Origin of the sequence: Klebsiella sp. CN_Kp088, assembly GCF_040064335.1 — a bacterium.
Lineage (GTDB): Bacteria > Pseudomonadota > Gammaproteobacteria > Enterobacterales > Enterobacteriaceae > Klebsiella > Klebsiella aerogenes.
In genome coordinates this window covers 307,252-333,430 of record NZ_JBEAIQ010000016.1, presented here as the reverse complement: position 1 = coordinate 333,430, position 26,179 = coordinate 307,252, and the positions used below count along the sequence as shown (strand labels likewise).

The window sequence follows — 26,179 nt, the reverse complement described above, 5'->3', positions numbered from 1 at the left end:
TGAGTCGTTATGCGGCCGCTGCGCTCAGCAGCTTTTCCCGATTGAGCATTTGCAGCGCCGACACGTCGACGATCAGCGCCACGCTGCCGTCACCGAGGATCGTCGCCGCGGAAATTCCCGGCACTTTGCGGTAATTGCTTTCCAGATTTTTTACCACTACCTGATGCTGGCCGATCAGCTGATCCACCAGCAGCGCATAGCGGCGGCCGGCGCTTTGCAGAATCACCACGATGCCCTGAGTGGCCTCGGTTTTCGCCCCGGCGACGTCAAACACCCGGTAAAGCTCCACCAGCGGCAGATACTCGCCGCGAACCTGCAGCATCCGCTCGCCGCCGGCCATCGGATGCAGGTCTTCGGCCTGCGGCTGCAGCGATTCCATCACCGCATTGAGCGGCAGAATAAACACTTCTTCATTGACCTTGACCGACATGCCGTCGAGGATAGCGAGCGTCAGCGGCAGCAAAATACGAATCGAGGTTCCTTTGCCCGCGCGGGAATGGATTTCCACGTGACCGCCCATCTCCTGGATATTCCGTTTCACGACGTCCATGCCGACGCCGCGGCCAGAGACGTCGGTCACCTGTTCCGCGGTCGAAAAGCCCGGCGCAAAAATGAGCATTCCGACCTCTTCATCACTCATGCTGTCGCTGACCGCCAGCCCCTGCGCCGCCGCTTTGGCGAGAATTTTTTCGCGATTGAGCCCGGCGCCGTCATCGATCACTTCGATGCAGATATTGCCGCCCTGATGTTCAGCGGACAGAATGAGATTGCCCACCTCAGACTTACCTGCCGCCAGACGGGTTTGCGGATCTTCAATACCGTGGTCGAGGCTATTACGCACCAGGTGGGTCAACGGGTCGATAATGCGCTCGATCAGGCTCTTATCAAGTTCGGTGGAACTGCCCTGCAGCGTCAGTTCCACCTGCTTATTGAGCTTGCCGGCCAGGTCGCGCACCAGCCGCGGGTAGCGGCTGAATACATATTCCATCGGCATCATGCGAATCGACATCACCGATTCCTGCAGGTCGCGAGCGTTACGTTCCAGCTGGCTCATGCTGTTGAGCAGATCGCCATGCGTCACCGGATCCAGGTTACCTGAGCGCTGCGCCAGCATGGACTGGGTGATCACCAGTTCGCCGACGAGATTAATCAACTGGTCAACTTTCTCTACCGCCACGCGAATACTGGTCGATTCGCTGGCCTTCGCTCTCGGCGCTTTCGGCGGCTCGACGAGAGCAGGCTGCGGTTGGGCGACCGGCGGCGGCACAACTTCGGCCGATGGCAATGGTTTAGCGGCAGTGGTTGGCGGCGTGGTAAAGCTGATCTGTTCCGGCTCAAGAACGAAACAGAGCACCGCGCAGATATCTTCTTCGCTAGCGGTGGTCAGCAAAGTCACCTCAAGGCTATTGTCAGTTTGCTGCGGATCATGTACCTCGCCGAGGTTGCCAAGCTCTTCCAGCATCAGCGGAATTTCATTGGCTTTAAGCCCGGTTAAGCTCACGCGCATACCGCCGGCGATGGCCGTCGGCGCAGGCTGGGCCACGACGGGCGCAGCGGCAGGCGCGTCCTGCTGCTGCGCTTCCAGCGCCAGCTGCCGCAGCGCCTGGCAGATATAGTCAAAGCTCTCAGCGTCAGGCTGCTGCGAGGTTTTATAGGCGTCCAGTTGCTCCTGCATAATATCTTTGGTTTCCAGAAACAGATTGATAATTTCGGTGCTCAAGCGCATCTCCTCGCGCCGGGCGCCGTCGAGCAGGTTCTCCAGCAGATGGGTGGTTTCCTGCAATACGGAAAAGCCAAACGTCGCCGCGCCGCCTTTGATCGAGTGCGCCGCGCGAAAAATAGCGTTTAGCGGTTCGATATCGGGGGCCTGCGGATCCAACTCCAGCAGGTGTTGCTCCATGTCTGCCAGCAGCTCATCTGCTTCATCAAAAAAAGTCTGATAAAAAGCGCTAATATCCATGCTCATGGGGTCACCTCAGGGTGTGAATCGCGGTTAACCGGCGCGGGCGCGACCAGCTTTGGCAGCGTATCCGGCTGGCTAATTTCCAGCGCATTGCTTTCGCCATTTTCATGTTCGATGCTCTGCTGGGTCTCTTTGTTAAGCACCAGTACGGTAATGCGGCGGTTGATGGCATCATCGGCGCCGTGCTGTTTCAGGCTCATGGTCGCCGCCATACCAACCACCCGCAGCACTTTCCCTTCCGCCAGCCCGCCGGCAATCAGTTCGCGGCGCGAGGCGTTGGCGCGATCCGCCGACAGTTCCCAGTTGCTGTAACCGCGTTCGCCGCTGGCGTAGGGGATGTCATCGGTGTGGCCGGACAGGCTTATCTTGTTCGGCAAATCATTGAGGATTGGCGCAATCGCTCGCAGGATATCGCGCATATAGCTTTCCACCTGGGCGCTACCGGTTTTAAACATCGGGCGATTCTGGCTATCGATAATCTGAATGCGCAGTCCTTCGTCCATCATGTTGATCAGCAGATGCGGACGTAGCGCCTTCAGGCGCGGGTCTGACTCAATCAACTGATCGAGCTTGTCACGCAGTTTGTTTAGCCGTAGCTCTTCGGCACGTTTATCCGCGGTATTGATCTGCTTGCTGACTAACCCGACTTCACGGGTCGGGTCTTCGCCGCCGCCGGGGATCGGGCTGCTTTCCGAGCTGCTTTTATCGCCGCTGGTCAGCGCCACCTTCAGCGGCGTGCGAAAATATTCGGCAATCTGCGTCAGCTCCTGCGGGCTGGCGATCGCCAGCAGCCACATCACAAGGAAGAAGGCCATCATCGCCGTCATAAAATCGGCATAGGCAATCTTCCACGAACCGCCGTGATGGGCGGGCTGGTGCGATTTGCGCTTTCTGACCAGAACCACCGGGTGATTATGCTTCATGCTTCTTCACTTTCCGTCGCCTGCGCGGCGGGCGCTTTCACCTGGCGTACGTGCTCTTCAAGCTCGACAAACGACGGGCGCTCGGTGGTATACAGCGTTTTGCGGCCAAATTCGACGGCGATTTGCGGCGCGTAGCCGTTGAGGCTGGAGAGCAACGTCACCTTGATGCACTGCATCATCTTGACGGTCTCGGCGCTTTTTTGCCGCAGCAGCGTGGATAGTGGCGAGATAAATCCATAGGCCAGCAGAATGCCGAGGAAAGTCCCCACCATCGCGTTGGCGATGAGCGCCCCGAGTTCCGCCGCCGGGCGGTCCGCCGAGGCCAGCGCGTGCACAACGCCCATTACCGCCGCGACAATACCAAATGCCGGCAGAGAGTCGCCGACCATCGCCAGGCTGCCGGCGGGCACTTCGCTCTCCTGTTCGAAGGTTTCGATCTCTTCGTCCATCAGCGCTTCAATTTCAAAAGCATTCATGTTGCCGCTCACCATCAGGCGTAAATAATCGGTTATGAACTCCACCAGATGGTTATCGGCAAGGATGCGCGGATAATTAGCGAAAATTTCGCTTTCCTGAGGATTGTCGATATCGAACTCAAGCGACAGCATCCCCTGTTGACGGGATTTTGCGAGCAGCAGGAACAGCAACGCCATCAGATCCATATACAGCGCCTTGCTGTATTTGGAGCGACGTACCATTTTGGGCAAGGCCCGCAGCGTGGATTTGATGGCCTTTCCGTTGTTGCCGACGATAAACGCGCCGATGCCGGCGCCGCCGATAATCAGGAATTCCGCCGGCTGGTACAGCGCGCCAAGGTGGCCGCCCACCAGTAAATAGCCGCCAAATACCGCTCCCAGGACCACGAGATAACCCAATATCACTAGCACACGCATACCTCAAATTAACAATGTGGATGGCGGGCGAGGCAAACGCGCCCTGGCGTAAACCAGGCGGGGAATGGGGGGCGGCATACCGCCCCTGCGTATTACACGTCGAAATGGATTGCCGTAAGTCGTCGGAACGGCGACTTACATGACGCGTTTAGCCTGCTCGTCCAGCAGTTGAGAGGTTATATCGGCCAGTTGCGGAGAAAGTTTACGTCTTTTTACGGCGCGTGAAGGCGGTTGGCATAACGTGCAGACGAAATCGTGCTGCGGATGGTGCGCGTGGGTGATAAATGAGCCGCCGCAGTTGTTGCAGGCAGAGAGCTGCAGCATACCGCTATCAACAAAGCGCACCAGCGTCCAGGCGCGGGTCAACGCCAGTAGCGGCGCTTCGCCCGCTTCTTGCGGACACTGTTCGAGGTAAAGGCGATAGGCTTTGATCACCGCTTCTACTCCACTGCATTTGCCGCTCTTCAGCAGGAACAAATAGGCGTTGTAGAACATCGACGAATGAATATTCTGCTCCCAGGTCATAAACCAATCGGTCGAGAACGGCAGCATCCCTTTCGGCGGCGGGCTGCCGCGCAGCTCTTTGTAAAGTTTAATTAAGCGCCCGCGGCTGAGCTGAGTTTCACTCTCCAGCATCTGCAGACGCGCGCCGAGGGAAATCAGCTCCATGGCGAGCTGAATATCCTTCGCTTCCTGAACAATACTTTTCTCAGCCATTATCAAACACTTTTCTTCGCTGCAGCGCCTTCTTTGGCGCGGAGCTCTTGCAGCAGGTGACTGGAAAGCAGGATACCGGTATGGATCTGCTGGAGGTCATCAACGCGCGACTCTTTAGTCAATTGCTCGATAGTCTGATGGTCGCTGAAGCGCAGATTGCACACCAGCTGATTAGTTTCAGCCAGTTTCACCATCTGCGGTAACGTCAGTTGCGCCAGGGTATCAACCATGGTTTCGTCAATTCCCAGACGAAACATTGCGGATACTTTTTCATCGTTGATCAGCCGCTGTGCTAAAAATAAATACGACAGGTTGAAGTCATAAATATGCTTAAGTAATTCGGAGGTACCCATAATCCCTATCCCGATAAGCCATGTTAGAAAACATACACGGGGCGTGATACTTAATCGCCCGTGACCTCAGTTATTTCCCCAAGACGGCAATTAAAACGCTCACTCGCGATAGCTAAAAATTCAGCTAATCGTCAAACTCACCCCACTGTTAATAGTTTGTTACAGGTGCAAACTGGAGTGGAGGATGTAAAGAATTTGCTTCGAGAGAGTTGAATTGCCATGAAACTATTTTTAGAAATTCTATAAGAATATTCTTAAGGCGGCGCAACTCTACTCCCGAATCATTAGCACACACAATTAAGTATGGGGAAATTTTGAATATAATGAGACATTGATCACAAAAACAAAAAATAATACCGGTAACAACACCTCATTTCGATCACTTTATAACCAACATTCGATCATTTAACGATCACAAGTAAATGAATTACCTTAAAAAAAGTGTTATCAACCATTGCAATTAGTTTTATTTGGCACATTTAGAACAAAAAAATAACATTATAAAAATTGAAGAATAAAAATCTGAACGAGCGTTAAATTCAACGTAAATCATTAGTTTTTACGATAAAAAATAACCATGGTGTAATACAAGGATATTAGATCTAATACCCTGATAGCACCTACGGAAAACGTATAAAAATCGAACAGTAACAGTCTGAGGCTGCCTGTTTTTTCGGCTCAACGAATTGTACAAGATGCGCGCGACTTACCCCCAGTCGGGACGCCTGGCGCTATTTTTCCGCGCCTGTTTGTGGTTCAACTTCGCCAGATACGGATAATTTTTTTATAACATTTACCGCCTGGTGCATTACCCAAAATGGGTATTTTTTCCCGAGTTTCTTTTCTAACATTCCTTTAACGAAACGAGCTTATTACCACGTTAAAATAATAAAAAATGAGAAGTAATTAATGGTCTCACCCTCTCCCGTAAACCATCATGAATATATTTTTAAACCACCCAACAACGGCGAATGAATATTAATAAATAGGTATATGAGGATTTTTTCTCCGGCAATAAGCTCCTATCGTCCTGGCCCCCCCCCCCTATTATTGGTAGGGAAAAATGACACGTTCATTTGCAAAGCTGTAGTAAAGAAAAAATAGCTAGCACGAAAGGTGCAATATCTCGACTGGATCACATTTCATCGTTGCCGTTCGCATTTTCATCACTTCCTCGTTCCGTTGGATTTTCGGTTATGTTTAAATTAGCTAAACCGGTTTAACAAAGTTTAGCTAAAAGGAATATCAGTATGACCAGTAAAGTATGGGTACTCGGCGATGCGGTCGTCGATCTGCTGCCTGAGGGCGATGGCCGTTTATTACAGTGCCCGGGCGGCGCACCGGCTAACGTCGCGGTCGGCGTCGCGCGGCTTGGCGGCAATAGCGGGTTTATTGGTCGGGTCGGCGACGACCCTTTTGGCCATTTTATGCGTCAGACGCTGTGCCAGGAGAACGTAGATATCAGCCATCTTTCTTTAGATCCCGCACAACGTACCTCAACCGTCGTGGTAGCGCTGGATGAACACGGCGAACGCACCTTTACCTTTATGGTCCGTCCAAGCGCCGATCTTTTTTTACAACCAGACGATCTCCCGCCATTTGAGGCCGGCCAGTGGTTGCACGTCTGCTCTATCGCTCTCAGCGCCGAGCCCAGCCGGAGCAGCGCTTTCGCGGCGATGGAACAGATTAAACATACCGGCGGCAGCGTCAGCTTCGACCCTAATATCCGCAGCGATCTGTGGCAGGATCCCCAGTTGTTACGGCGTTGTCTCGACCGGGCGCTGGCATTGGCTGACGTGGTGAAACTGTCGGAAGAGGAGTTGGCCTTTATCAGCGGTAGCGACGATATTGCCCTCGGTATTGCGCGGTTCCGCGAGCGCTTTCAGCCAAAACTGCTGTTAATCACGCAAGGAAAAGCCGGGGTGCAGGCGCTGTTCCAGCAACAGCATATTCACTTCCCGGCCCGTCCGGTGGTCAGCGTTGATACCACCGGAGCCGGCGATGCCTTTGTTGCCGGGCTACTCGCCAGTCTCGCCGCTCACGGCTTCCCTGAAGATGTCGCCGCGCTGGAGCCGATCGTCGCGCTGGCGCAAACCTGCGGCGCGCTGGCGACCACCGCCAAAGGCGCGATGACCGCCTTACCGTACCAGGCCGATGTGAACCGCCAGTATTAACAATGAAAGCAGGCAAAATAATTAAAACGTTTTAGCAAAATTAGCAAAGCGGCCATTAGGGGCATTCCAGGCCCCCAATAGCCCATGATGATGACAGACTTTGTAGAGGGTACTATGGATTTTCAACAGATTTCTCGCGCTCTGCTGCCGCTGCTCGGCGGCAAAGAAAATATCGCCAGCGCCGCGCACTGCGCCACCCGCTTGCGTCTGGTACTGGTCGATGACGCGCTCGCCGACCAGCAGGCCATCGGTAAAGTTGAGGGGGTAAAAGGCTGCTTTCGCAACGCCGGCCAGATGCAAATCATCTTCGGTACCGGCGTGGTCAATAAAGTGTATGCCGCTTTTATTCAGGCGGCCGGTATTAGCGAGTCGAGCAAATCCGAAGCCGCAGACCTGGCGGCGAAAAAACTGAATCCGTTCCAGCGGATCGCCCGCCTGCTGTCGAACATCTTTGTGCCCATTATTCCGGCGATCGTCGCCTCCGGCCTGCTGATGGGACTGCTGGGGATGGTGAAAACCTACGGCTGGGTCGATCCGGGCAACGCCATCTACCTGATCCTCGATATGTGTAGTTCGGCCGCTTTTATTATCCTGCCAATCCTGATCGGGTTTACCGCCGCGCGTGAATTCGGCGGTAACCCTTATCTTGGCGCAACCCTCGGCGGTATTCTTACCCACCCGGCGCTGACCAACGCCTGGGGAGTGGCTTCGGGATTCCATACCATGAATTTCTTCGGCCTCGAGGTGGCGATGATCGGTTATCAGGGGACGGTGTTCCCGGTGCTGCTGGCGGTGTGGTTTATGAGCCTGCTTGAGAAGCAACTGCGACGCCTGATTCCCGACGCGCTGGATCTGATCCTCACGCCGTTCCTGACGGTTATTATCTCCGGATTTATCGCCCTGCTGATAATCGGCCCGGCCGGTCGTGCCCTCGGCGACGGCATCTCATTTATTCTCAGCACGCTTATTGCTCATGCTGGTTGGCTGGCAGGGCTGCTATTCGGTGGACTGTATTCGGTGATCGTCATCACCGGTATCCACCACAGCTTCCATGCCATCGAAGCCGGGCTGCTCGGCAACCCGTCGATCGGCGTCAATTTCCTGCTGCCTATCTGGGCGATGGCTAATATTGCCCAGGGCGGCGCCTGTCTGGCGGTGTGGTTTAAAACCAAAGATGCGAAAGTGAAAGCCATTGCCCTCCCGTCCGCCTTTTCGGCGATGCTGGGCATCACCGAAGCGGCGATATTCGGCATCAACCTGCGCTACGTTAAGCCATTTATCGCCGCGTTGATTGGCGGCGCGGCAGGCGGCGCCTGGGTCGTCTCCATGCACGTCTATATGACCGCCGTCGGCCTGACCGCCATCCCCGGAATGGCTATCGTGCAGGCCAGTTCCCTGCTTAACTACCTCATCGGGCTGGCTATCGCATTTGTGGTCGCCTTTATCGTTTCGCTGACGCTCAAATACAAAACGGATGCAGAATAATGTCGCAGCCTTCTTTGTTACCGTTGGTCCTGCAGGCCGTCATGAACCACCAGCCGCGCGCGCTGCGGGATAAGCACTATCCGCAGTGGCATCTGGCGCCGGTATGCGGACTACTGAACGATCCGAACGGTTTTATCCACTTCAATGGTCGTTATCATCTGTTTTATCAGTGGAATCCCCTCGCCTGCGATCACCGCTATAAGGGCTGGGGACACTGGAGTTCGCCGGATCTGCTGCACTGGCGGCACGAACCGATTGCCCTGCTGCCAGAGGAGGAGTACGACCGTAACGGCTGTTACTCCGGCAGCGCGGTAGATAACAACGGCATCCTGACGCTGTGCTACACCGGTAATGTGAAATTTAACGATGGCAGCCGTACCGCCTGGCAGTGTCTGGCGACGCAAAATCCCGACGGCACTTTTCACAAACAGGGCCCGGTGCTGGCGCTGCCAGCAGGCTATAGCGGCCACGTGCGCGATCCCAAAGTCTGGCGCGATGGCGATCGCTGGTTGATGGTGCTGGGCGCGCGCGATCTGGCCGACCGCGGCAAGGTACTGCTATTCAGCTCCGCTGATTTGATGCAGTGGAATAGCCATGGAGAAATTGCCGGTAGCGGACTTAACGGCCTGAAAGACGCCGGCTATATGTGGGAATGCCCGGATCTGTTCCCGCTCGGCGATCGGTATATTTTACTGAGCTGCCCGCAGGGATTGCCGCGTGAGGCACAGCGCTTCCTGAACACCTATCCGGCAGTCTGGATGCAGGGCCATTTCGATCAAACCGCCGCCACCTGGCGCCATGGCGCGATCGAAGAGCTGGATAGCGGCTTCGAATTCTATGCGCCGCAAACCACCCTGGCGGAGGATGGTCGCCGTCTGCTGGTTGGCTGGATGGGGGTTCCCGACGGAGAAGAGATGCAGCAACCTACGCGGGCCCACGGCTGGATCCATCAGATGACCTGCCTGCGGGAACTCAGCTGGCGCCACGGCACGCTGTATCAAAATCCCGTGCGCGAACTGGCGGCGCTTCGCGGCGAGGCGCAAGGCTGGCAGACCGAACCGCTGGCGCTGCAGCCGATGGAACTCGCCTTAGAGGTTGCGCCAGACGATGCGCTGACGCTGGATTTCGCGGGCGTGCTGCAGCTTTCGCTGGACAGGCACGGCGTACGTCTGGCCCGTCGAAGCCTGGTGGCCGATACAGTCGATTACCGTTACTGGCGCGGCACGGCGCATAAACTGCAGATCCTCATCGACCGTTCCAGCGTCGAAATCTTTATTAACGATGGCGTGGGGGTGATGAGCAGCCGCTTCTTTGCGGATTATCCTGGAAAACTGGTATTCAGCGGTGCGACGCCGAGGGCATTCTGCTGCTGGCCGCTGCGGCCATGCATGATAGAATAAGCGTTTTGCTTTCAGGCTCCTGGCTCGTGATGAAACCTAAACGCATTACCATAAAAGATATCGCCGAACTGGCTGGCGTCTCTAAAGCCACCGCCAGCCTGGTCTTGAACGGTCGCGGCAAAGAGCTGCGCGTGGCGCAGGAGACGCGCGAACGGGTGCTGGCTATCGCCCGCGAGCAGCACTACCAGCCGAGTATTCACGCCCGTTCACTACGCGATAGCCGCAGCCATACCATTGGTCTGGTGGTACCCGAGATCACTAACTATGGTTTTGCCGTGTTTTCTCACGAGCTGGAAACCCTGTGCCGCGAAGCCGGCGTACAGCTGCTTATCTCTTGCACCGATGAGAATCCCGGTCAGGAGAGCATGGTGGTCAATAATATGATTGCCCGTCAGGTCGATGGTTTAATTGTCGCCTCTTGCATGCATAGCGACGCCGACTATCTGAAGCTCAGCGAGCAGCTGCCGGTGGTGCTGTTTGACCGTAATCCAAACGACAGCGCGCTGCCGCTGGTGATGACCGATTCACTGGCGCCGACGGCGGAACTTATCGCCCGTATCGCCGGGCAACATGCGGATGAGTTCTGGTTTCTCGGCGGGCAGCCCCGGCTCTCGCCCTCGCGCGATCGGCTGGCCGGATTTAGTCAGGGATTAGCCCAGGCAGGGGTTGAGTTACGCCCGGAATGGATCATCAACGGCAACTATCACCCAAGCTCAGGCTATGAGATGTTTGCCGCGCTGTGCGCCCGCCTCGGGCGGCCGCCTAAGGCGCTGTTTACCGCCGCCTGCGGCTTGCTGGAAGGGGTACTACGTTATATGAGCCAGCATAACCTGCTGGATTCCGGGATCCATTTAGCCAGCTTCGATGACCACTATCTGTATGATTCGCTATCGCTGCGCATCGACACCATCCAGCAGGATAACCGCCAGTTGGCCTGGCACTGCTACGATCTCATCAGTCAGTTGATCGACGGTAAAACGCCACAGCCGCTACAGCGTTATCTGCCCGCCACGCTGCAAATGCGTTATCAGCCAGCCAGATAATAACGGGCCTGGATCGTGGTTCAGGCCCGTACTGTTAACGGTTAATTGTCATCAGAAAGGTTTCGTTGGCAGATACTTTCCATCGAAAGTAATCACCGCACGATGTCCGCCTTCCGGATCGCTGACTTTTTTCACATCCAGCTTAAAATTAATCGCGCTGATGATCCCGTCGCCGAATTTTTCATGAATGAGCGCTTTCAGCGTAGTGTCGTAGACCTGCAGCATTTCATAGAAGCGATACATCGTCGGATCCGTCGGCACGCGGTCCTCAATGGAGCCTCTGACGGGGATCGTTTGCAGCAGTAAAATATCATCATCGTTAAGTTCCAGTTTCGCTCCTACCATTTTCGCGACTTCGGCAGGCAGCGGATGCTGACCCAATAGCGCGGCCGTCACAAAGGCTTCTGATAAACCGGTGCCTTCAACCAGTTGTGCAAAGGAGAGATCCTTTTTGGCTTTAATCAGCAAAATTTTATTCGCTAACTCCAGACGAACTTCGCGGCTGACTTGTGACTGAATCATGGTGTGACCTCGTTATATCGTAGTGAAATGAAATTACTGACCGTAAACCGGCACCGCTCTGGTATCCGGATGACCGGCCAGCGAAATAAAAGCTCTGGCATTGCCGTCATAGGCGGCAATATCCCCTGTTTCAATGTCATATACCCAGCCATGTAGCGATAGACGTCCTTCATCAAGCGCCAGGCGTACCGCAGGATGCGTTTGAATATTCGCCAGTTGGGCAATGACATTTTCATGCACCATCGCCGCGGTTTTGGCCTGCGGATCGCGATGCTCGCGGGCATCGTTCACCACTTTTGCCGAATCCGCATATTGCAACCAGTGCTTGACGGCGGGGACATGATCCAGACAACTACACTGCGCAATCGCCGTCATCGCCCCGCAATCGGAGTGACCGCAAATCACAATATCCGTGACCTTCAGAACGGCAACGGCATATTCCACCGATGCCGATACGCCGCCGGGCTCCGGGCCGTAAGAAGGGACGATATTGCCGGCATTACGGATGACAAATAGATCGCCGGGTTCTCGCTGGGTGACCAACTCCGGAACCATCCGGCTATCGGAACAGGAAATAAACAGCGTACTGGGGCTCTGCCGGGAGGCTAAACTTTTAAACAGTTCAGCGCGTTCAGGAAATGCATCACGTTGAAATTTAAGAAAACCGTCAATGATTTCTTTCATGATAATGTCTACCTCGCTGTGGAATGTCAGGGAGGTTACGCGCCGCGTGGCATAAAATAAAAGTCTTGTTTATAATCAAACTCATCCAAAAAACTTATGGATTGTAAGTGTGAATATTCGCTACGTTAGATATTTCCTCGCCGTCGCCGAACATCAGGGTTTTACCCGTGCGGCGGAAGCCCTGCATATTTCACAACCGGCGCTCTCACAGCAAATCAGGATGTTAGAAGAGAGCCTGGATGCGCAGCTTTTTGACCGTAGCGGCCGGCATATTCATCTAACGGACGCGGGAGAAGTGTTTTTGCAGTATGCCCGTCAGGCATTTCAACTGCTGGATGAGGGTCAACGCGCCATTCATGATGTCGCAGACCTCAGCCGCGGTTCTCTACGTATTGCCGTGACGCCCACTTTTACTTCCTATTTCGTCGTCCCATTAGTGGCGGAATTTCATGCGCGTTATCCGCATATCACGCTGGATATTCAGGAGATGCCGCAGGAGAAGATGGAGGGCCTGCTGCTGGAAAATGAGCTGGATATTGGCATTGCCTTTGCCGGGGGGACCGCGCCAGAGATTGTTACCACCCCGCTGTTACAGGAAGTGCTGGCGTTGGTTGTCGCGGACCATCACCCGTTGGCCCGCGAAGAATCCCTAACCTTGAGCCAGCTCGCCGCGGAGGAGTTTATTCTGCTCAATCATCATTTCGCCACCCGGTTGCAAATTGACCACTGCTTACAGCAAGCCGGTTTTCACCCGCAGGTGACCATTGAAATGCACTCGATCAATGCCATCCTCGATATCATCCAGCGAACCCAATTAGTGACCATTCTGCCGCTAAATGTCGCCGCCCAGCGCACTGGCCTGGTGACCCGATTGCTTAAAGAAGCCGCGCTTGAGAGAACCGCGGTGTTAATGCAGCGCAAAGGCGCCCGACCAAAAGCTGCGGCGCGAATTTTCGCCGAAATAGCCCGGGAGCTGGCAGCCCAAATAGAAAGTTAAGCGTACGATGGCGCGGCCAGCATCTGGCCCGCCGCCTTCCTTCTGCAACAATCTTACCGTAGCCAGTATGACCATTTGCGCAAAACAGATTTCCCGCGATTGGCATACTGAAATTGTTAACAATATGTATAATTTTATCTGCTAAGCGGTATTCATTATTCCGGCTTGAACGTCAGCATTATTTTCATCCTACCTTATTCCCCCTGACAAGGAATTGACAATGAGTGAACGCTCTCATGACCGAGGTAATAGCCTTGCGATGGTCATATATAATCTACTCAACCCGGTGCCTTACGGCTTTTTTATCGCCGGTCTCATCTTCGATATTATTTATCTCTACAGCACTAACGTGATGTGGGGAAAATGCGCCAGTTGGCTTATTGCCCTTGGCCTTATTTTTGCCATCATTCCGCGGTTGATTAATCTGGTGCAGGTCTGGTTTTTTACTCCTCGACGCCCGGCGGCAAAAATTGATTTCTGGCTAAACCTTATCGCTATTATTGCCGCGTTGGTAAACTGTTTTGTTCATAGCCGCGACGCCTGGGCGATTGCGCCGCAGAACGTAATCTATTCATCGATTACCGTTATCTGTCTGCTTGTCGCCAATATTATCAGCTCCACTTGCCTGGCTAATAATAAGGGGATTCGCCATGAATAAAGTATTACTGCCCCTGCCCGTTATGCTCGCCACCGCGCTTGCCCTGTCCGGATGCGATGAGAAAGCGAAACTCAGCCCGGATCAGCAGGTAGGGCCCGATCCCGTAATGCCGAAGGCCCAGGATTTCCTGATGCCGCCGATGCAGGTTCCCCGCGGCGTGGGCTGGAAGAGAGATGGACAACCGGCGGTCGCCCAGGGGCTGAAAATAGAAAAAATAGCCGATGGATTCCTGCATCCCAGAATGGTCTATGTCCTGCCAAACGACGATATTCTGGTCGTTGAAAGCAACGGTCCTGGCGAGGAACCGCTGACTACGCCGAAACAGCTGATTGCCGGGATAGTGAAAAATCAGTCAGGCAAAGGTGGAAAAGGCGGGAATCGCATTACGCTATTGCGTAAAAACGCCAGCGGCTGGGAGAAACATATTTTCCTTGAACACCTGCACTCGCCTTTCGGCGTACAACTGATTGGCGATGATCTTTACGTCGCCAATACCGGCAACATCATGCGTTATCACTACCAGCCGGGGGCGACACATATCAGCGATGCGGGGAGCGAGCTGGCTGACCTGCCCAGCACCGTCAATCACCACTGGACCAAAGCGTTACTGGCAAGCCCGGATGGTAAGAAGCTGTATGTGGGTGTCGGCTCGAACAGTAATATCACTGAGAATGGACTGGATATTGAATATCGTCGCGCCACGGTTCTGGAGGTTGATACGGCAACCGGCGCAAGCCGTATCTTCGCCAGCGGTATCAGGAATCCTACCGGACTCGGTTGGGAACCGCAGACGGGCAAGCTTTGGGCTATTGCCAATGAGCGCGATGAAATCGGCGCCGACCTGGTGCCCGATTATTTAACTTCGGTGCAGGATGGCGGGTTTTATGGCTGGCCGTGGAGCTATTTCGGACAGCACGTTGACCGCCGCGTACAGCCGCCGCGCCCGGACATGGTCGCCAAAGCGATCAAACCGGATTATGCCCTGAGCTCCCACGTTGCGCCGCTGGGAATGCTGTTTTATACCGGAAAAATGTTGCCGCAAACCTATCAGGGCGGCGTGTTTATCAGCGAGCATGGCAGTTGGGACCGTTCGCCGCTGAATGGTTATAAAGTCAGCTTCGTCGCTTTTAAAGACGGCAAACCGGTCGGTAAACCACAGAGCGTGATCACCGGCTTTGTCTCTCGCGATGAGAAAGAGCTGTACGGCGCGCCGGTCGGACTCGCGCAGGATAATGAAGGGGCGTTAATCATTGCCGACGATGTCGGTAATACCGTCTGGCGCGTCAGCGCAAAATAAAATATCACTATCAATTTTCCGGCTTCCCGCGGTCAGGGGAGCCTTTTTTATGCCCTGAAATTATTATCCATAGATATTGCCGGGAATAATGGAGAAAACAAAGTGATAAGCTGAGTTATCAGGACCGATATCGTAGTTGACTACACCAGAACAGGTTGCTGAGAAACATTCATCATCAAAGAGACGTAGAGCAGATGAACCATTTATCCGCAATCAGAACATTCGTTAGCGCCGCTGACTATAAAAGTTTCAGCGCCGCCGCCAAAGCCTTAAATATTGAAGTATCCACCGTCTCTCGCCATATTTCTGAGCTGGAGGCGTATTTACAGGTGACGTTGTTTAACCGCTCAACCCGTGGATTAGCATTAACCGAAACTGGGGCATTTTTTTACTCGCACGCCCAACAACTGTTATTACAATGGGAGGAAACCCGTCAGTTAACTTCCGCACTGGATAAACAACCTTCCGGCCTGCTGCGGTTAAGCGTACCCAGTACCTTCGGCCGTGTGCACGTGATGCCTTTTGTTGATGAATTTCTTCGCCTGCACCCCAACATTTCGCTGGATATTAGTTTTAACGATGAAGTGCAGGATCTGATTGAAGCGCGCATCGACCTGAGTATTCGCATTGGCATTTTGCCTGACTCCTCGATTCATGCCCGTAAACTGGCTTCTCAGACGCGTTCAGCCTGGGCCAGCCCGCAGTGGATTGCGGAAAACCGCCCTTCTGCCACGCCGGGCGCCGACCAGCAGCAGATCAATATCGTGATGTTTTCTCGTCTGCATGGCGCCGGTTGGTATACCCGTAAGATGGGTTCAGAAGATGAATGGCAGCGCATCCCGATTAACTACCGACTGAGCGTTAGCGATAGCGCCGCCATGCTTTATGCCTGCGTCAATCACACCGGGATTGCGATTTTACCGAACTGGCTATCGCAGCAGGCTGAAGAACAAGGGCTCATTCAACGGGTATTCCCGGAGTGGGAATTTAGTATGTTCCCTGGCGAAACCGCCATCTGGATGCTGTACCCACAAAACAGGAGAGTGCCGCATAAAGTCCGAGCCTTTATCGACTTTATGGTTGAAAAGATTGGGATGCCGCCCTACTGGGAGGAGGAGATTCATTAACGACGAGAATGGGTGAAGCAGTGATGTGCCTGAGGAGCCCAAAGCAAAAAGGGGTTACCTTTCGGTAACCCCTTTTCATATTTGGCGGAAGCGTAGAGATTCGAACTCTAGAACCCTTTCGGGTCGCCGGTTTTCAAGACCGGGGGAATATTATTTAAAATCAATAAATTATCACAAATTACTGGTATATTTAGACATTATCACGCCCATATTTTTCAGTAAGTTATCCACTTCTCTGCAGATAGTATACCAACACTTTTTGTTTACCCTCTGTAATTTTCGGGGCTGGATACGGCGCGACTTGCTCCAAAATGCCCGGTATCGAAGACTATACCCACCCGGTAACCCCTGCAGACGGTTACTGGGTGATAGCATGTCATTTAATGACATTCTTTGTTGTATCTTAGACCTAATCTGACACTCTTAAGTCAGAGCCAAACATTATCTGAAAGTCCGCTCCGTGCCAGGAGGGGACATTACAGATATGGCCGCGCGGTGTCACTTGCGGGGGTTACATGATTTACCTGTAATCAAGTGCAATAGCAAACGGGCAAATATTCTTGAGGCTGCGGGGAAGTGCAGCCTCAGTGATATGACTGTGGAAAGCGGTTTATTATTTCTTTGCTGCTCGAATCAGGCCGTCAAGCCATTCCTGATGACCATTAAGCATTGGGTTCGGGCGGGTATTTGCCAGATCTTTTGCCGGGACTCCGTTCTGTGTTTCCTGCGTTAGGATACGGACCCTGTGACCGGAAAGATCCTCCAGTAGCCACGCATGATGGACATCGAGTCGTTGAGCGGTATCTTTTTCACCGGCCCATCCGTGCCATGCCAGACGAGCAGGTTTACCTTCAGCAGGTGGAACAAACTCCACAACCTGAGCTTCAACTGGGAAACCAAACGTGCTGAAGTAGAAGCGAACCCCATTTTCCAATTCTGGACCTTTGTTGTCATAAAAGCGCACATCGGCGGAATTTTTATAGTATTCCGGCCATAGCAATGGCTGACTCAGGAGCGGCCAGACATCATTGACGTTCAGACCTGAGATGATCATTTCATTAGAAACAAAGTTATCGGTAAAACCCGGAACAAAGCCTTCTGGCCAGTTAATCGCGTTCATAAATTTCTCCAATTGCTATAGTTGAGTGCACTGCGTGTGTCATTACGGCAGTAACGTGATGACAGTGATTATTGGTGCAATGGAGTTATAAGGCGAATTGTCATTACTTATATTCTTAATAAGATAAATTATATCAGGACGCGGGATGTTGGCTTACTTCTGCGCATAAAGCACGAATCCACTGATGACTTGGGTCACGATGGGTTCGCTCATGCCAGGCCATGCTCTTGGTAAAGCCGGGTACTTTCAGGGGCAAAGGGAGAATGATGAGATCGTTGTTAGTCAGGACCATGCGGCGAGGTACAACTGCAATCATATCAGTCACTTGTAATATATCAGGTATCACCTGAAAACTATTAACTGACATGCCTACTCGTCGTGTCAGACTGAGCTTAGCCAGTGCTTCATCTGTAACACCGGTGAAGTTACCTTCTGAAGACACCAGAATATGTTCCTGTTTGCAAAATTGTTCGAGCGTCATTTCTGAACTCGCTGCCAGAGGATGATGACGTCGTGCTACGCAGACATAATCTTCTTCATAGAGCGCTCTTCCATGCAGGTCTTCGGGGGTTGTTTGCGGTGTTATCAAAGCCAGATCAACTTCACCCCGAGATAACTGCTGATACATTCGCTCATTGTCCACGGGCCGCACGGCGATTTTAATATACGGTGCACGTTGTTTTAGCTCAGCCATCAACGGAACGACAACAGCCTTAAGTGCATAGTCCGTTGCGACGATGGTATAAGTCAGTTCTACCGTCACGGGATCAAATTTCTTTGGTTTCAGCAGGATAGCGATATCGGTGAGGATTTGTTTTACCGGCGTAGAAAGTTCGTTGGCCCGCATTGTGGGGACCATACCGTGGCTGGTGCGAACAAAGAGTGGATCGTCAAAGTAATCACGCAAGCGAATAAGCATACCACTGACGGCAGGCTGCGTCAGTGAGAGGCGCTGTGCAGCCCGAGTCACGCTTCCCTCATCCAGTAATGCATCAAGGGCCTTAAGAAGGTTAAGGTCGAGGGTTCTGATATCATTTTTCATAATGAACTAGCCTGACAGATATTAAAATTTTAATTCAGGCTAAATGCTCGGGAAAAGGTTGTCTAGAAGGTTTGCGAGTGTTTTCCTTTTGGGGGAACTTCCATTTCTGGATGGTAGGCCTTGTACGGATAAGTCCGCTCTTCAGCTCAGAGCAGACCTCCAGCACCAGGAGGATGTCTGTTTCGTGCCAAAACCGGACGTTGTCGGACTCAAATCCGCATCCTTATTTTTGGAATAGCATTATTTGTTCATCTAAAAATGAGAGTGTTCAATATATGCCCAACCTCGAAATAAACGAGCTTATGACTATAATTAATCAGTGAAATGTTGTGTCTTACCGCCTCAAACAGTCTGAAATGGATTTAAATCAGTATTTACATAACTAATAGATGTATATCTGTAGTTTCCAAAAAGCGATAATTATCAGTATGTTCAAGTCTTTTCCTTGCTGGATGTAAATTTTTTGTTATATTCATTTGTAGATGTAAATGCCCTTAACCTATCAAATGATTTTGATATCGCATCAGATGAGGAATTTATGAAATTGACCCCCATAGTGAAAGGTTTAGCCATAGCTGGCTTGTTGTCATCGATTAGCCTGTCAGCATGGGCGGAAGTCGCTGCAAAAGAAGCGACCGCTGCCACCAAACAAGCCAACGACGCCCTCTATAACCAACTCCCCTTCTCTGATAACACCGATTTCACCAACGCCCATAAAGGTTTTATTGCCGCACTACCGACCGAAGTGATTAAAGGCGAACAGGGTAACGTGGTATGGGATCCGCAACAGTACTCTTTCATCAAAGAAGGTGAAAAAGCCCCCGATACCGTCAACCCGAGCCTGTGGCGGCAGTCGCAGCTGATTAACATCAGCGGCCTGTTTGAGGTCACCGACGGTGTATACCAGATCCGCAATCTGGATCTTTCCAACATGACCATCATCGAAGGTAAAGAAGGCATTACCGTCGTGGATCCGCTGGTGTCGGCAGAAACCGCCAAAGTGGGCATGGATCTGTATTACAAAAACCGCGGTAAGAAACCGGTCGTCGCCGTTATCTATACCCACAGCCACGTTGACCACTACGGCGGGGTGCGCGGCGTAGTAGATGAAGCGGATGTGAAATCCGGCAAAGTGAAAATTTACGCGCCGTCCGGCTTTATGGAAGCGGCGGTGGCTGAAAACATTATGGCCGGTAACGTCATGAGCCGCCGCGCCAGCTACATGTACGGCAACCTGCTGAAACCATCGGCCACCGGACAGGTCGGCGCCGGTCTGGGCACCACCACCTCGGCGGGTACCGTTACCCTGATTGCCCCAACTAATATCATTGAAAAAGACGGCCAGAAAGAAGTCATTGACGGTCTGACCTATGACTTTATGCTGGCGCCGGGCTCGGAAGCACCGTCGGAAATGCTGTGGTTCATCGAAGAGAAAAAACTGATCGAATCCGCGGAAGACGTCACGCATACCCTGCACAACACCTATTCGTTGCGCGGCGCGAAAATTCGCGAACCGCTGCCGTGGTCTAAATACATCAACGAAGCAATTGTACGCTGGGGCGACAAGGCCGAGATTATTATGGCTCAGCACCACTGGCCGACCTGGGGCAACGAAAATGTCGTTAACCTGCTGAAGAGCCAGCGTGACCTGTACCGTTACATTAACGATCAGACCCTGCGTATGGCTAACGAAGGGCTGACCCGCGATGAAATTGCCGCTAAATTCAAACTGCCGGATAGCCTTGCCAACACCTGGGCTAACCGCGGTTACTACGGCTCTGTTAGCCACGACGTGAAAGCCACCTACGTGCTGTATCTCGGCTGGTTCGACGGCAACCCGGCCACCCTCGACGAACTGCCGCCGGAAGAAGCGGCGAAGAAATTCGTCGATTACATGGGCGGCGCCGATGCCATCATGAAGAAAGCGAAAGAGGATTATGACCAGGGTAACTACCGCTGGGTAGCCCAGGTGGTTAGCAAAATCGTCTTCGCCGATCCGAAAAACCAGGATGCGCGTAATCTGGAAGCCGATGCCCTTGAACAGTTAGGCTACCAGGCGGAATCCGGCCCATGGCGTAACTTCTACCTCACCGGCGCGCAGGAACTGCGTAACGGCGTGGTGAAAGGGCCAACCCCGAACACCGCCAGCCCGGATACCGTGCGCGCGATGACCCCGGAAATGTTCTTCGACTATCTGGCGGTACATATCAATGGCGAGAAAGCGGGTAACGCGAAATCGGTCTTTAATATCGATCTCGGCAGCGACGGCGGCAAGTATAAGCTGGAGCTGGAAAACGGCGTACTGAACCATACCGCCAACGCGGAAGCGAAAGATGCCGATACCACTATTGCCCTCAACCGCGCCACCCTGAATAAGATCATCCTCAAAGAGGAGACGCTGAAGCAGGCCGTCGATAAAGGTGACGCGAAAATCACCGGTAACGCCGATAAGCTCAATGAAATGCTGGGCTATATGGACAAGTTCGAATTCTGGTTCGACATCGTTACGCCATAACTGATTTGACGCCTAAATTGATATCTAAGTCCAGATATAAAGTCTGGACTTTTTTTGCCCTAAGATTTGCATACGCCATTATTTTCCCATCTCTTCAGGTTTAAATTTGAGTGTAATCTGAACAAATTTACCCTGAGGAAATGTTCGCAACACGGTCATTCTCACAGTGTATTGATTTAAATGGTGAACTTGGTATGCGGTGGCTGTTGGATTGTGTTTTGCTTCCTTTGCATGACGTTAATTTCAGCTTATCGCTCACAGCAGACATTCAGTTACATTCGTTCGCTCCGTGCCAATAGCGGACGTTGTTAAGCTCATGCAGTATGGATTCACGAAGAACAGACGTTATATTTTGTCCTGATTGACACGGGATGAAAGCTCATGATGGCTCTCTTTTCGCTCGCTGTAACGATCCGCAAGATAACCGGTTTGTCCCTTAAGCAGCAGTGTGATTTTAAACAGCTCCTCGGCTACATCGACGATGCGGTCATACCATGACGAAGGTTTCATTCGGCCGTTTTCGTCGAACTCTTGCCATGCCTTGGCTACGGAGGACTGGTTGGGGATCGTAAACATCCGCATCCACCGACCCAGAATACGCATCTGGTTCACTGCATTGAAGGACTGGGAACCACCGCAGACCTGCATTACCGCAAGTGTTTTTCCCTGCGAAGGACGAACTGCGCCTTCACTTAATGGTATCCAGTCAATCTGCGCCTTCATAACTGCGCTCATAGCCCCGTGCCGTTCCGGAGAACTCCACACCATCCCGTCACACCATCTGACCAGACCGCGCAGCTCGGTGACTTTAGGATGCGTGTCCGGTGCATCATCCGGCAGGGGTAAACCTGAGGGGTTAAAGATTTTTACCTCCGCGCCCATCGCCGTCAGCAGGCGACCAGCTTCTTCCGCGGCAAAGCGGCTGTAGGAGCGCTCTCTAACTGAGCCATATAGGATCAGAATCCGCGGCGGCTCGTGCAGGTGCAGGCGCTCGGCGATGTGTTGATCAAAGCATTCACTATTCAGGGCTGGAAATTGTTCCATTTTTCTACTCCGGAGAGATCAGAAGATTTCAAATTTAACATATATGATTTACCATATATATATTCTAAAGGGAACGGAGTGAAAAATGCTACAACCTGTTCAGCTTTTCAAAATCCTGTCGGATGAAACCCGGCTCGCCATCATCATGATTCTCCGGGAGTCAGGAGAACTATGCGTCTGTGATATCTGTGCAACCATTTCCGAATCGCAGCCCAAAGTCTCGCGACATATGGCTATCCTTCGCGAGGCTGGGCTGATTCTGGATCGTCGTGAAGGCAAATGGATCCACTATCGTCTGTCCCCCCACATACCGGCATGGGCTGCTGAGACAATCACGACGTCCTGGCAGTGTATGCGGGAGGATGTGCGTGAATGGCTGGATAAATCAGCCTGCACCTCATGCTGAGAAAAGAAAACACATTTACATAATCATATATAACGGAGTCTGAGATGCTTTTGGCAGGGAGTATATTTTTACTGACGCTGATACTGGTGATCTGGCAACCCAGAGGCTTGAGCATTGGCTGGAGTGCGAGTATCGGGGCTGTGCTGGCGCTAGTAACCGGTGTCATCCATATCACTGATATTCCCGTTGTCTGGAATATCGTCTGGAACGCGACAGCGGCATTTATTGCTGTCATTATCATCAGCCTGCTGCTCGATGAGGCTGGCTTCTTTGAGTGGACCGCACTGCACGTCTCCCGCTGGGGGAACGGACGTGGTCGCCTGCTGTTTACCTGGATAGTGTTGCTCGGTGCCGCTGTCGCTGCTTTGTTCGCCAATGATGGTGCTGCGCTGATCCTGACGCCGATTGTGATTGCGATGCTGCTCGCACTGGGGTTCAGCCAGGGCACGACACTGGCCTTTGTCATGGCTGCAGGATTTATTGCAGATACGGCCAGCCTGCCACTCATTGTTTCTAACCTGGTTAATATCGTCTCGGCGGACTTCTTCGGTCTGGGTTTTACGCAGTACGCTTCCGTTATGATCCCCGTGGATGCGGCAGCGATTGCGGCCACGCTGATCATGCTGCATTTCTTCTTCCGCAGGGATATTCCGGCAACGTATGACGTTTCGCTGCTGAAGAAGCCTGCCAGTGCAATCAAGGATCCGGCAACCTTCAGGGCGGGCTGGATTGTTCTGTTATTGCTGCTTGTCGGTTTCTTTGTTCTGGAGCCGCTGGGGATCCCGGTCAGTGCGATAGCAACGGCTGGCGCAGCAGTGCTGTTTGTGGTGGCGAAACGAGGCCATGCCATCAACACCGGGAAAGTCCTGCGCGGTGCGCCATGGCAGATCGTTATTTTCTCGCTGGGCATGTACCTCGTGGTCTATGGCCTGCGCAATGCAGGACTCACGGAGTACCTGTCTGGTGTGCTGAATCTGCTGGCAGACAAGGGGTTATGGGCAGCGACGTTCGGCACCGGCTTCCTGACGGCATTTCTCTCATCAGTGATGAACAATATGCCGACGGTGCTGATTGGCGCGCTGTCGATTGACGGTAGTACGGCGACTAGCGTCGTCAAAGAGGCAATGATTTATGCCAATGTGATTGGCTGTGATTTAGGCCCGAAAATCACCCCGATAGGCAGTCTGGCAACCCTGCTGTGGCTGCATGTGCTTGCCCAGAAAAATATGACGATCACCTGGGGATATTACTTCCGCACCGGCATTATCATGACTCTGCCCGTGCTGTTTATCACTCTGGCCGCGCTGGCGTTGCGGCTCTCCATCACTTTGTAATGAGATACAGATATGAGCAACATTACCATCTATCACAATCCAGCCTGTGGCACCTCACGTAACACGCTGGAGATGATCCGTAACAGCGGTAACGAACCAACCATTATTTATTATCTCGATACTCCCCCGACTCGTGATGAACTTAGCAAACTGATTTCAGATATGGGTATTTCAGTACGTGCATTGCTGCGTAAGAACGTCGAACCTTATGAGCAGTTGGGTCTTGATGAAGACAAATTTTCTGATGAGCAGTTGATTGATTTTATGCTTCAGCATCCGATCCTGATTAATCGGCCGATTGTCGTTACGCCGCTTGGCACTCGTCTTTGCCGCCCTTCAGAAATAGTGTTGGATATTCTACCGGAAGGCCAGAAAGGAGCGTTTATCAAAGAGGATGGCGAGACGGTCATTGACGAAACGGGGAAGCGGGTTAATTAATCTACCCACTTCAAAATATCGGACGCCTGTTTACGCTATGCGGGCGTCCGCTTTTCGCTCAAAGCGGACCGTCAGATTTGATTGCATTCTGCATGCACAAATTTTCAGTTGGGATCTGGACAAGTAAACATGATTACTGGGTTTCTAATGAAGATAATTTCTTCTCCAGTTCGTCTACTCGCTTAATCAATACTTTTACCGCAGCCAATGTGTCCATCATAATCACGTTGTTATCTAACTGAAGGCGGTCAAAATTCAACTGTTCTCCGTCCTTCATGTAGGACATAGCGACGTTCTTCACGTACTGATGGTCAACCTCCTGTGCCTGCTGCGCGATAATCCCCCGGCGCGTCCTTCCCTGCTCGTCGTCGTTATAGACGAACGTCACCAGTTCAAGCTCCCTGATGCGTTCGACAGATAGCTGGCCGTCGGTCGGTTTGATGTCGTGCTTCATGCGAGCGTCTGACGTTCCCTGGAACTGCACGTTCCCGTTCTGACTACCTGCGATCCTTCCGTCGCTGTAAAAGCTCCACCATTGCTGGTTAGCGTTGAATCCCTGGACGCTAAACGTCAGGCGGTGGTTAGTGCCGACCTGTTCTTCAAACCACGCCGTCGCCATCCCTGCTTCTGCGCCTTTGCTGTCTTTGCCTCGCACCTTGAACCGCCAACAAGCATTAGGCGACGTCAGGATCGTGCCGTTCGCTGGCGCGCCAGGTTCATCGAATCGCGTAGCAATGAATCCCCACCAGAGATTGCCTTCAAGGGTATTAGCTCCGAACGTCCGCTGATTACCGTATACACGCCAGCCAGGTGACACGGCAAGCGCGCCGTCTTCGGGGATGATGCGATGCGTGTAGTCAGCCGTACTATTGCCATAGTGAAAATCAATATAAGGCGTTGGTGCGGTTAGCTCGATATGAGACCCGGCAATCTGTACGCCGTTTAAATTTCCGTTAACCGTTAGGTTCTTGTCGACCGTCAGGTTGTTTTTAAAGGTGCTGCTTACATTCCACGTCTGCGCCTGCGTCCACGTATTGGCCACCGTCGTCTTCGCTACGTCCTTCAGCGCCGTGTCAATGTTCTGCTGTCGTGTGGCGTATTCGCTCAGGAATTGCGCCCACGATTTTACCGTCCCCGTTGTACCGTCCGGCTTCGTGATCGTCACGTTGCCAGCCCCGAACAAAAATTGTTGTTGGTTCGCAAGGTCTACATAAGTGCGGTCGAAGCACTTCTGAATACTGGCCGCCAATTCGTCACTAATGTTAGCCATAGTGCCCCTCAGTCATATTTACTGGAAAAAATGAACAGCGCCGTGGTCTGGTAAACAAAACCAGCAGGACCAGCGGATTGACCAGTGGGAATTGCGTTATTCGACAAGAAATTCCCATAGGCTCCAGTGAAACTTCTGAATATTGTCCACAGCTGTCCGGTTCGCTGAGAAATAAGCGAAGAGGCGCATGGCGAAACTGCAATAGGTTGCCCCATATTCCGCGGAGTCATATTCCCGATAATAGTTGCGGTTTGTACTTCTAAAGGTTTCATACCTGCGTGATAAACCATCCGGCCTGACGCATCAAAAATAAAACCGCCATACCTGGGAACATCTATAACCATATTTCCAAAGGCGTAGACCGTGATATTTCCTGTTCCTGTAGTTCGGATTATCTCAAGGCATTTAAACCCGTTTTGTGAAAATTCACGCGTGATACATACCGCGTCATTGTCAAAGCGAATGAAAAACATGCATTGCATGTTGTCGGGTATACGCGATTGAAAAACATATCCGTTATTACCAGGAATAACGACCCGGTCAATAAGATTCATCGGCGTAAAATCAGGACTCATCCACATGGCGCCGTTTTCATCAACAATTTGCATTCCATACATAATTAGGGACCGAAGAAAAAAACAATTCGTGACATGTTGGGATCCACGCCGTTCCACGACGCGGTCCCTCCAGAAATGGATACTGAAGGTGAACTGCCTGGCGTTCCTTTCCAGTCCGCTGTACCCACCACGTAATACCGTAGTGCTTTACCCGGTG

24 protein-coding genes are annotated in these 26,179 nt (G+C 52.5%); 12 read left to right on the top strand and 12 right to left on the bottom strand.

Annotation, left to right across the window (positions count from 1 at the left end):
- Nucleotides 1-7 precede the first annotated feature (7 nt).
- The 5 genes from cheA to flhD all read right to left on the bottom strand — a co-directional run bounded on the left by cheA (nt 8) and on the right by flhD (nt 4,849).
- Entirely contained in the window at nt 8-1,966 is a 1,959-nt protein-coding gene (gene cheA, locus ABLV08_RS08230) for a chemotaxis protein CheA (RefSeq protein WP_348855739.1), read from the bottom strand.
- Entirely contained in the window at nt 1,963-2,886 is a 924-nt protein-coding gene (motB, locus tag ABLV08_RS08225; protein ID WP_047044759.1) for a flagellar motor protein MotB, read from the bottom strand. The genes cheA and motB overlap by 4 nt, the downstream gene beginning before the upstream one ends.
- On the bottom strand, nt 2,883-3,773 hold the full coding sequence (gene motA, locus ABLV08_RS08220; RefSeq protein ID WP_015704927.1) for a flagellar motor stator protein MotA: 891 nt from the start codon (nt 3,771-3,773) through the stop codon (nt 2,883-2,885). Before motA ends, motB begins: the two co-directional genes overlap by 4 nt.
- A 141-nt stretch (nt 3,774-3,914) precedes the next feature.
- Entirely contained in the window at nt 3,915-4,496 is a 582-nt protein-coding gene (flhC, locus tag ABLV08_RS08215) for a flagellar transcriptional regulator FlhC (RefSeq protein ID WP_015367347.1), read from the bottom strand.
- Between the two features lie 2 nt (nt 4,497-4,498).
- Nucleotides 4,499-4,849: a flagellar transcriptional regulator FlhD gene (flhD, locus tag ABLV08_RS08210; protein ID WP_015367348.1), complete on the bottom strand. Its 351-nt coding sequence runs from the start codon at nt 4,847-4,849 to the stop codon at nt 4,499-4,501.
- A gap of 1,250 nt (nt 4,850-6,099) precedes the next feature.
- Here flhD and ABLV08_RS08205 point away from each other — a divergent pair.
- The 4 genes from ABLV08_RS08205 to ABLV08_RS08190 all read left to right on the top strand — a co-directional run bounded on the left by ABLV08_RS08205 (nt 6,100) and on the right by ABLV08_RS08190 (nt 10,951).
- Complete coding sequence (locus ABLV08_RS08205) at nt 6,100-7,023, top strand: aminoimidazole riboside kinase (protein ID WP_047054247.1); 924 nt, start codon at nt 6,100-6,102, stop codon at nt 7,021-7,023.
- 114 nt (nt 7,024-7,137) lie between these two features.
- Complete coding sequence (locus tag ABLV08_RS08200; RefSeq protein WP_032714185.1) at nt 7,138-8,508, top strand: sucrose-specific PTS transporter subunit IIBC; 1,371 nt, start codon at nt 7,138-7,140, stop codon at nt 8,506-8,508.
- Nucleotides 8,508-9,908, top strand: a complete 1,401-nt coding sequence (locus ABLV08_RS08195) for a sucrose-6-phosphate hydrolase (RefSeq protein ID WP_348855738.1) — start codon at nt 8,508-8,510, stop codon at nt 9,906-9,908. The genes ABLV08_RS08200 and ABLV08_RS08195 overlap by 1 nt, the downstream gene beginning before the upstream one ends.
- 29 nt (nt 9,909-9,937) lie before the next feature.
- Complete coding sequence (locus ABLV08_RS08190; protein ID WP_045386433.1) at nt 9,938-10,951, top strand: LacI family DNA-binding transcriptional regulator; 1,014 nt, start codon at nt 9,938-9,940, stop codon at nt 10,949-10,951.
- Nucleotides 10,952-11,002: 51 nt separating this feature from the next.
- On the opposite strand, the gene cynS is transcribed toward ABLV08_RS08190, so the two are convergent.
- Both cynS and ABLV08_RS08180 read right to left on the bottom strand, forming a co-directional pair.
- Nucleotides 11,003-11,473 carry a cyanase gene (gene cynS / locus ABLV08_RS08185; RefSeq protein ID WP_015704922.1) on the bottom strand — a complete coding sequence of 157 codons (471 nt, stop codon included), beginning with the start codon at nt 11,471-11,473 and terminating at the stop codon, nt 11,003-11,005.
- Between the two features lie 33 nt (nt 11,474-11,506).
- Entirely contained in the window at nt 11,507-12,157 is a 651-nt protein-coding gene (locus ABLV08_RS08180; RefSeq protein ID WP_015704921.1) for a carbonic anhydrase, read from the bottom strand.
- A gap of 109 nt (nt 12,158-12,266) precedes the next feature.
- On the opposite strand from ABLV08_RS08180, the gene cynR reads away from it, so the two are divergent.
- The 4 genes from cynR (at nt 12,267) to ABLV08_RS08160 (ending at nt 16,236) form a co-directional block, all read left to right on the top strand.
- Nucleotides 12,267-13,154, top strand: a complete 888-nt coding sequence (gene cynR, locus ABLV08_RS08175; RefSeq protein ID WP_049053163.1) for a transcriptional regulator CynR — start codon at nt 12,267-12,269, stop codon at nt 13,152-13,154.
- Between the two features lie 220 nt (nt 13,155-13,374).
- Nucleotides 13,375-13,812 (top strand): DUF2231 domain-containing protein, encoded by a 438-nt coding sequence (locus tag ABLV08_RS08170; RefSeq protein ID WP_015704919.1) that lies wholly within the window; start codon nt 13,375-13,377, stop codon nt 13,810-13,812.
- A complete protein-coding gene (locus tag ABLV08_RS08165) occupies nt 13,805-15,109 on the top strand; it encodes a sorbosone dehydrogenase family protein (RefSeq protein ID WP_032711315.1) in 1,305 nt (434 codons plus the stop codon). The genes ABLV08_RS08170 and ABLV08_RS08165 overlap by 8 nt, the downstream gene beginning before the upstream one ends.
- A 194-nt stretch (nt 15,110-15,303) precedes the next feature.
- Nucleotides 15,304-16,236, top strand: a complete 933-nt coding sequence (locus ABLV08_RS08160; protein WP_348855737.1) for a LysR family transcriptional regulator — start codon at nt 15,304-15,306, stop codon at nt 16,234-16,236.
- Nucleotides 16,237-16,849: 613 nt separating this feature from the next.
- Here the strand turns inward: ABLV08_RS08160 and ABLV08_RS08155 are convergent.
- Nucleotides 16,850-17,356, bottom strand: coding sequence for a polyketide cyclase (locus ABLV08_RS08155; RefSeq protein ID WP_043016095.1), 507 nt, complete (start codon nt 17,354-17,356; stop codon nt 16,850-16,852).
- Nucleotides 17,357-17,489: 133 nt separating this feature from the next.
- A complete protein-coding gene (locus ABLV08_RS08150; protein ID WP_103770800.1) occupies nt 17,490-18,398 on the bottom strand; it encodes a LysR family transcriptional regulator in 909 nt (302 codons plus the stop codon).
- A 538-nt stretch (nt 18,399-18,936) separates the two neighbouring features.
- Here ABLV08_RS08150 and ABLV08_RS08145 point away from each other — a divergent pair.
- Nucleotides 18,937-20,913, top strand: coding sequence for an alkyl sulfatase dimerization domain-containing protein (locus tag ABLV08_RS08145; protein ID WP_201507245.1), 1,977 nt, complete (start codon nt 18,937-18,939; stop codon nt 20,911-20,913).
- A 345-nt stretch (nt 20,914-21,258) separates the two neighbouring features.
- Here the strand turns inward: ABLV08_RS08145 and arsH are convergent, their stop codons facing one another.
- Nucleotides 21,259-21,957: an arsenical resistance protein ArsH gene (arsH, locus tag ABLV08_RS08140; protein ID WP_047052018.1), complete on the bottom strand. Its 699-nt coding sequence runs from the start codon at nt 21,955-21,957 to the stop codon at nt 21,259-21,261.
- A gap of 85 nt (nt 21,958-22,042) precedes the next feature.
- Here arsH and ABLV08_RS08135 point away from each other — a divergent pair, with 85 nt between their 5' ends.
- From ABLV08_RS08135 to arsC, 3 genes are read left to right on the top strand one after another with little or no spacing between them, the layout of a single operon-like run.
- Nucleotides 22,043-22,363, top strand: coding sequence for a transcriptional regulator (locus ABLV08_RS08135; RefSeq protein ID WP_348855736.1), 321 nt, complete (start codon nt 22,043-22,045; stop codon nt 22,361-22,363).
- A 44-nt stretch (nt 22,364-22,407) separates the two neighbouring features.
- On the top strand, nt 22,408-23,697 hold the full coding sequence (locus ABLV08_RS08130; protein ID WP_047041442.1) for an arsenic transporter: 1,290 nt from the start codon (nt 22,408-22,410) through the stop codon (nt 23,695-23,697).
- A 12-nt stretch (nt 23,698-23,709) separates the two neighbouring features.
- Complete coding sequence (gene arsC / locus ABLV08_RS08125) at nt 23,710-24,135, top strand: glutaredoxin-dependent arsenate reductase (protein WP_047041439.1); 426 nt, start codon at nt 23,710-23,712, stop codon at nt 24,133-24,135.
- Nucleotides 24,136-24,268: 133 nt separating this feature from the next.
- Here the strand turns inward: arsC and ABLV08_RS08120 are convergent, their stop codons facing one another.
- Both ABLV08_RS08120 and ABLV08_RS08115 read right to left on the bottom strand, forming a co-directional pair.
- A complete protein-coding gene (locus tag ABLV08_RS08120) occupies nt 24,269-25,405 on the bottom strand; it encodes a tail fiber domain-containing protein (protein WP_348855735.1) in 1,137 nt (378 codons plus the stop codon).
- An 8-nt stretch (nt 25,406-25,413) separates the two neighbouring features.
- Nucleotides 25,414-26,013 (bottom strand): hypothetical protein, encoded by a 600-nt coding sequence (locus tag ABLV08_RS08115; protein WP_348855734.1) that lies wholly within the window; start codon nt 26,011-26,013, stop codon nt 25,414-25,416.
- Between the last annotated feature and the right edge of the window lie 166 nt (nt 26,014-26,179).

Coding starts and splice junctions, on each gene's coding strand:
- cheA (WP_348855739.1), bottom strand. CDS start 1,966: ATGAGCATGGATATTAGCGCTTTTTATCAGACTTTTTTTGATGAAGCA.
- motB (WP_047044759.1), bottom strand. CDS start 2,886: ATGAAGCATAATCACCCGGTGGTTCTGGTCAGAAAGCGCAAATCGCAC.
- flhC (WP_015367347.1), bottom strand. CDS start 4,496: ATGGCTGAGAAAAGTATTGTTCAGGAAGCGAAGGATATTCAGCTCGCC.
- flhD (WP_015367348.1), bottom strand. CDS start 4,849: ATGGGTACCTCCGAATTACTTAAGCATATTTATGACTTCAACCTGTCG.
- ABLV08_RS08205 (WP_047054247.1), top strand. CDS start 6,100: ATGACCAGTAAAGTATGGGTACTCGGCGATGCGGTCGTCGATCTGCTG.
- ABLV08_RS08200 (WP_032714185.1), top strand. CDS start 7,138: ATGGATTTTCAACAGATTTCTCGCGCTCTGCTGCCGCTGCTCGGCGGC.
- ABLV08_RS08195 (WP_348855738.1), top strand. CDS start 8,508: ATGTCGCAGCCTTCTTTGTTACCGTTGGTCCTGCAGGCCGTCATGAAC.
- ABLV08_RS08190 (WP_045386433.1), top strand. CDS start 9,938: ATGAAACCTAAACGCATTACCATAAAAGATATCGCCGAACTGGCTGGC.
- cynS (WP_015704922.1), bottom strand. CDS start 11,473: ATGATTCAGTCACAAGTCAGCCGCGAAGTTCGTCTGGAGTTAGCGAAT.
- ABLV08_RS08180 (WP_015704921.1), bottom strand. CDS start 12,157: ATGAAAGAAATCATTGACGGTTTTCTTAAATTTCAACGTGATGCATTT.
- ABLV08_RS08170 (WP_015704919.1), top strand. CDS start 13,375: ATGAGTGAACGCTCTCATGACCGAGGTAATAGCCTTGCGATGGTCATA.
- ABLV08_RS08165 (WP_032711315.1), top strand. CDS start 13,805: ATGAATAAAGTATTACTGCCCCTGCCCGTTATGCTCGCCACCGCGCTT.
- ABLV08_RS08160 (WP_348855737.1), top strand. CDS start 15,304: ATGAACCATTTATCCGCAATCAGAACATTCGTTAGCGCCGCTGACTAT.
- ABLV08_RS08155 (WP_043016095.1), bottom strand. CDS start 17,356: ATGAACGCGATTAACTGGCCAGAAGGCTTTGTTCCGGGTTTTACCGAT.
- ABLV08_RS08150 (WP_103770800.1), bottom strand. CDS start 18,398: ATGAAAAATGATATCAGAACCCTCGACCTTAACCTTCTTAAGGCCCTT.
- ABLV08_RS08145 (WP_201507245.1), top strand. CDS start 18,937: ATGAAATTGACCCCCATAGTGAAAGGTTTAGCCATAGCTGGCTTGTTG.
- arsH (WP_047052018.1), bottom strand. CDS start 21,957: ATGGAACAATTTCCAGCCCTGAATAGTGAATGCTTTGATCAACACATC.
- ABLV08_RS08135 (WP_348855736.1), top strand. CDS start 22,043: ATGCTACAACCTGTTCAGCTTTTCAAAATCCTGTCGGATGAAACCCGG.
- ABLV08_RS08130 (WP_047041442.1), top strand. CDS start 22,408: ATGCTTTTGGCAGGGAGTATATTTTTACTGACGCTGATACTGGTGATC.
- arsC (WP_047041439.1), top strand. CDS start 23,710: ATGAGCAACATTACCATCTATCACAATCCAGCCTGTGGCACCTCACGT.
- ABLV08_RS08120 (WP_348855735.1), bottom strand. CDS start 25,405: ATGGCTAACATTAGTGACGAATTGGCGGCCAGTATTCAGAAGTGCTTC.
- ABLV08_RS08115 (WP_348855734.1), bottom strand. CDS start 26,013: ATGCAAATTGTTGATGAAAACGGCGCCATGTGGATGAGTCCTGATTTT.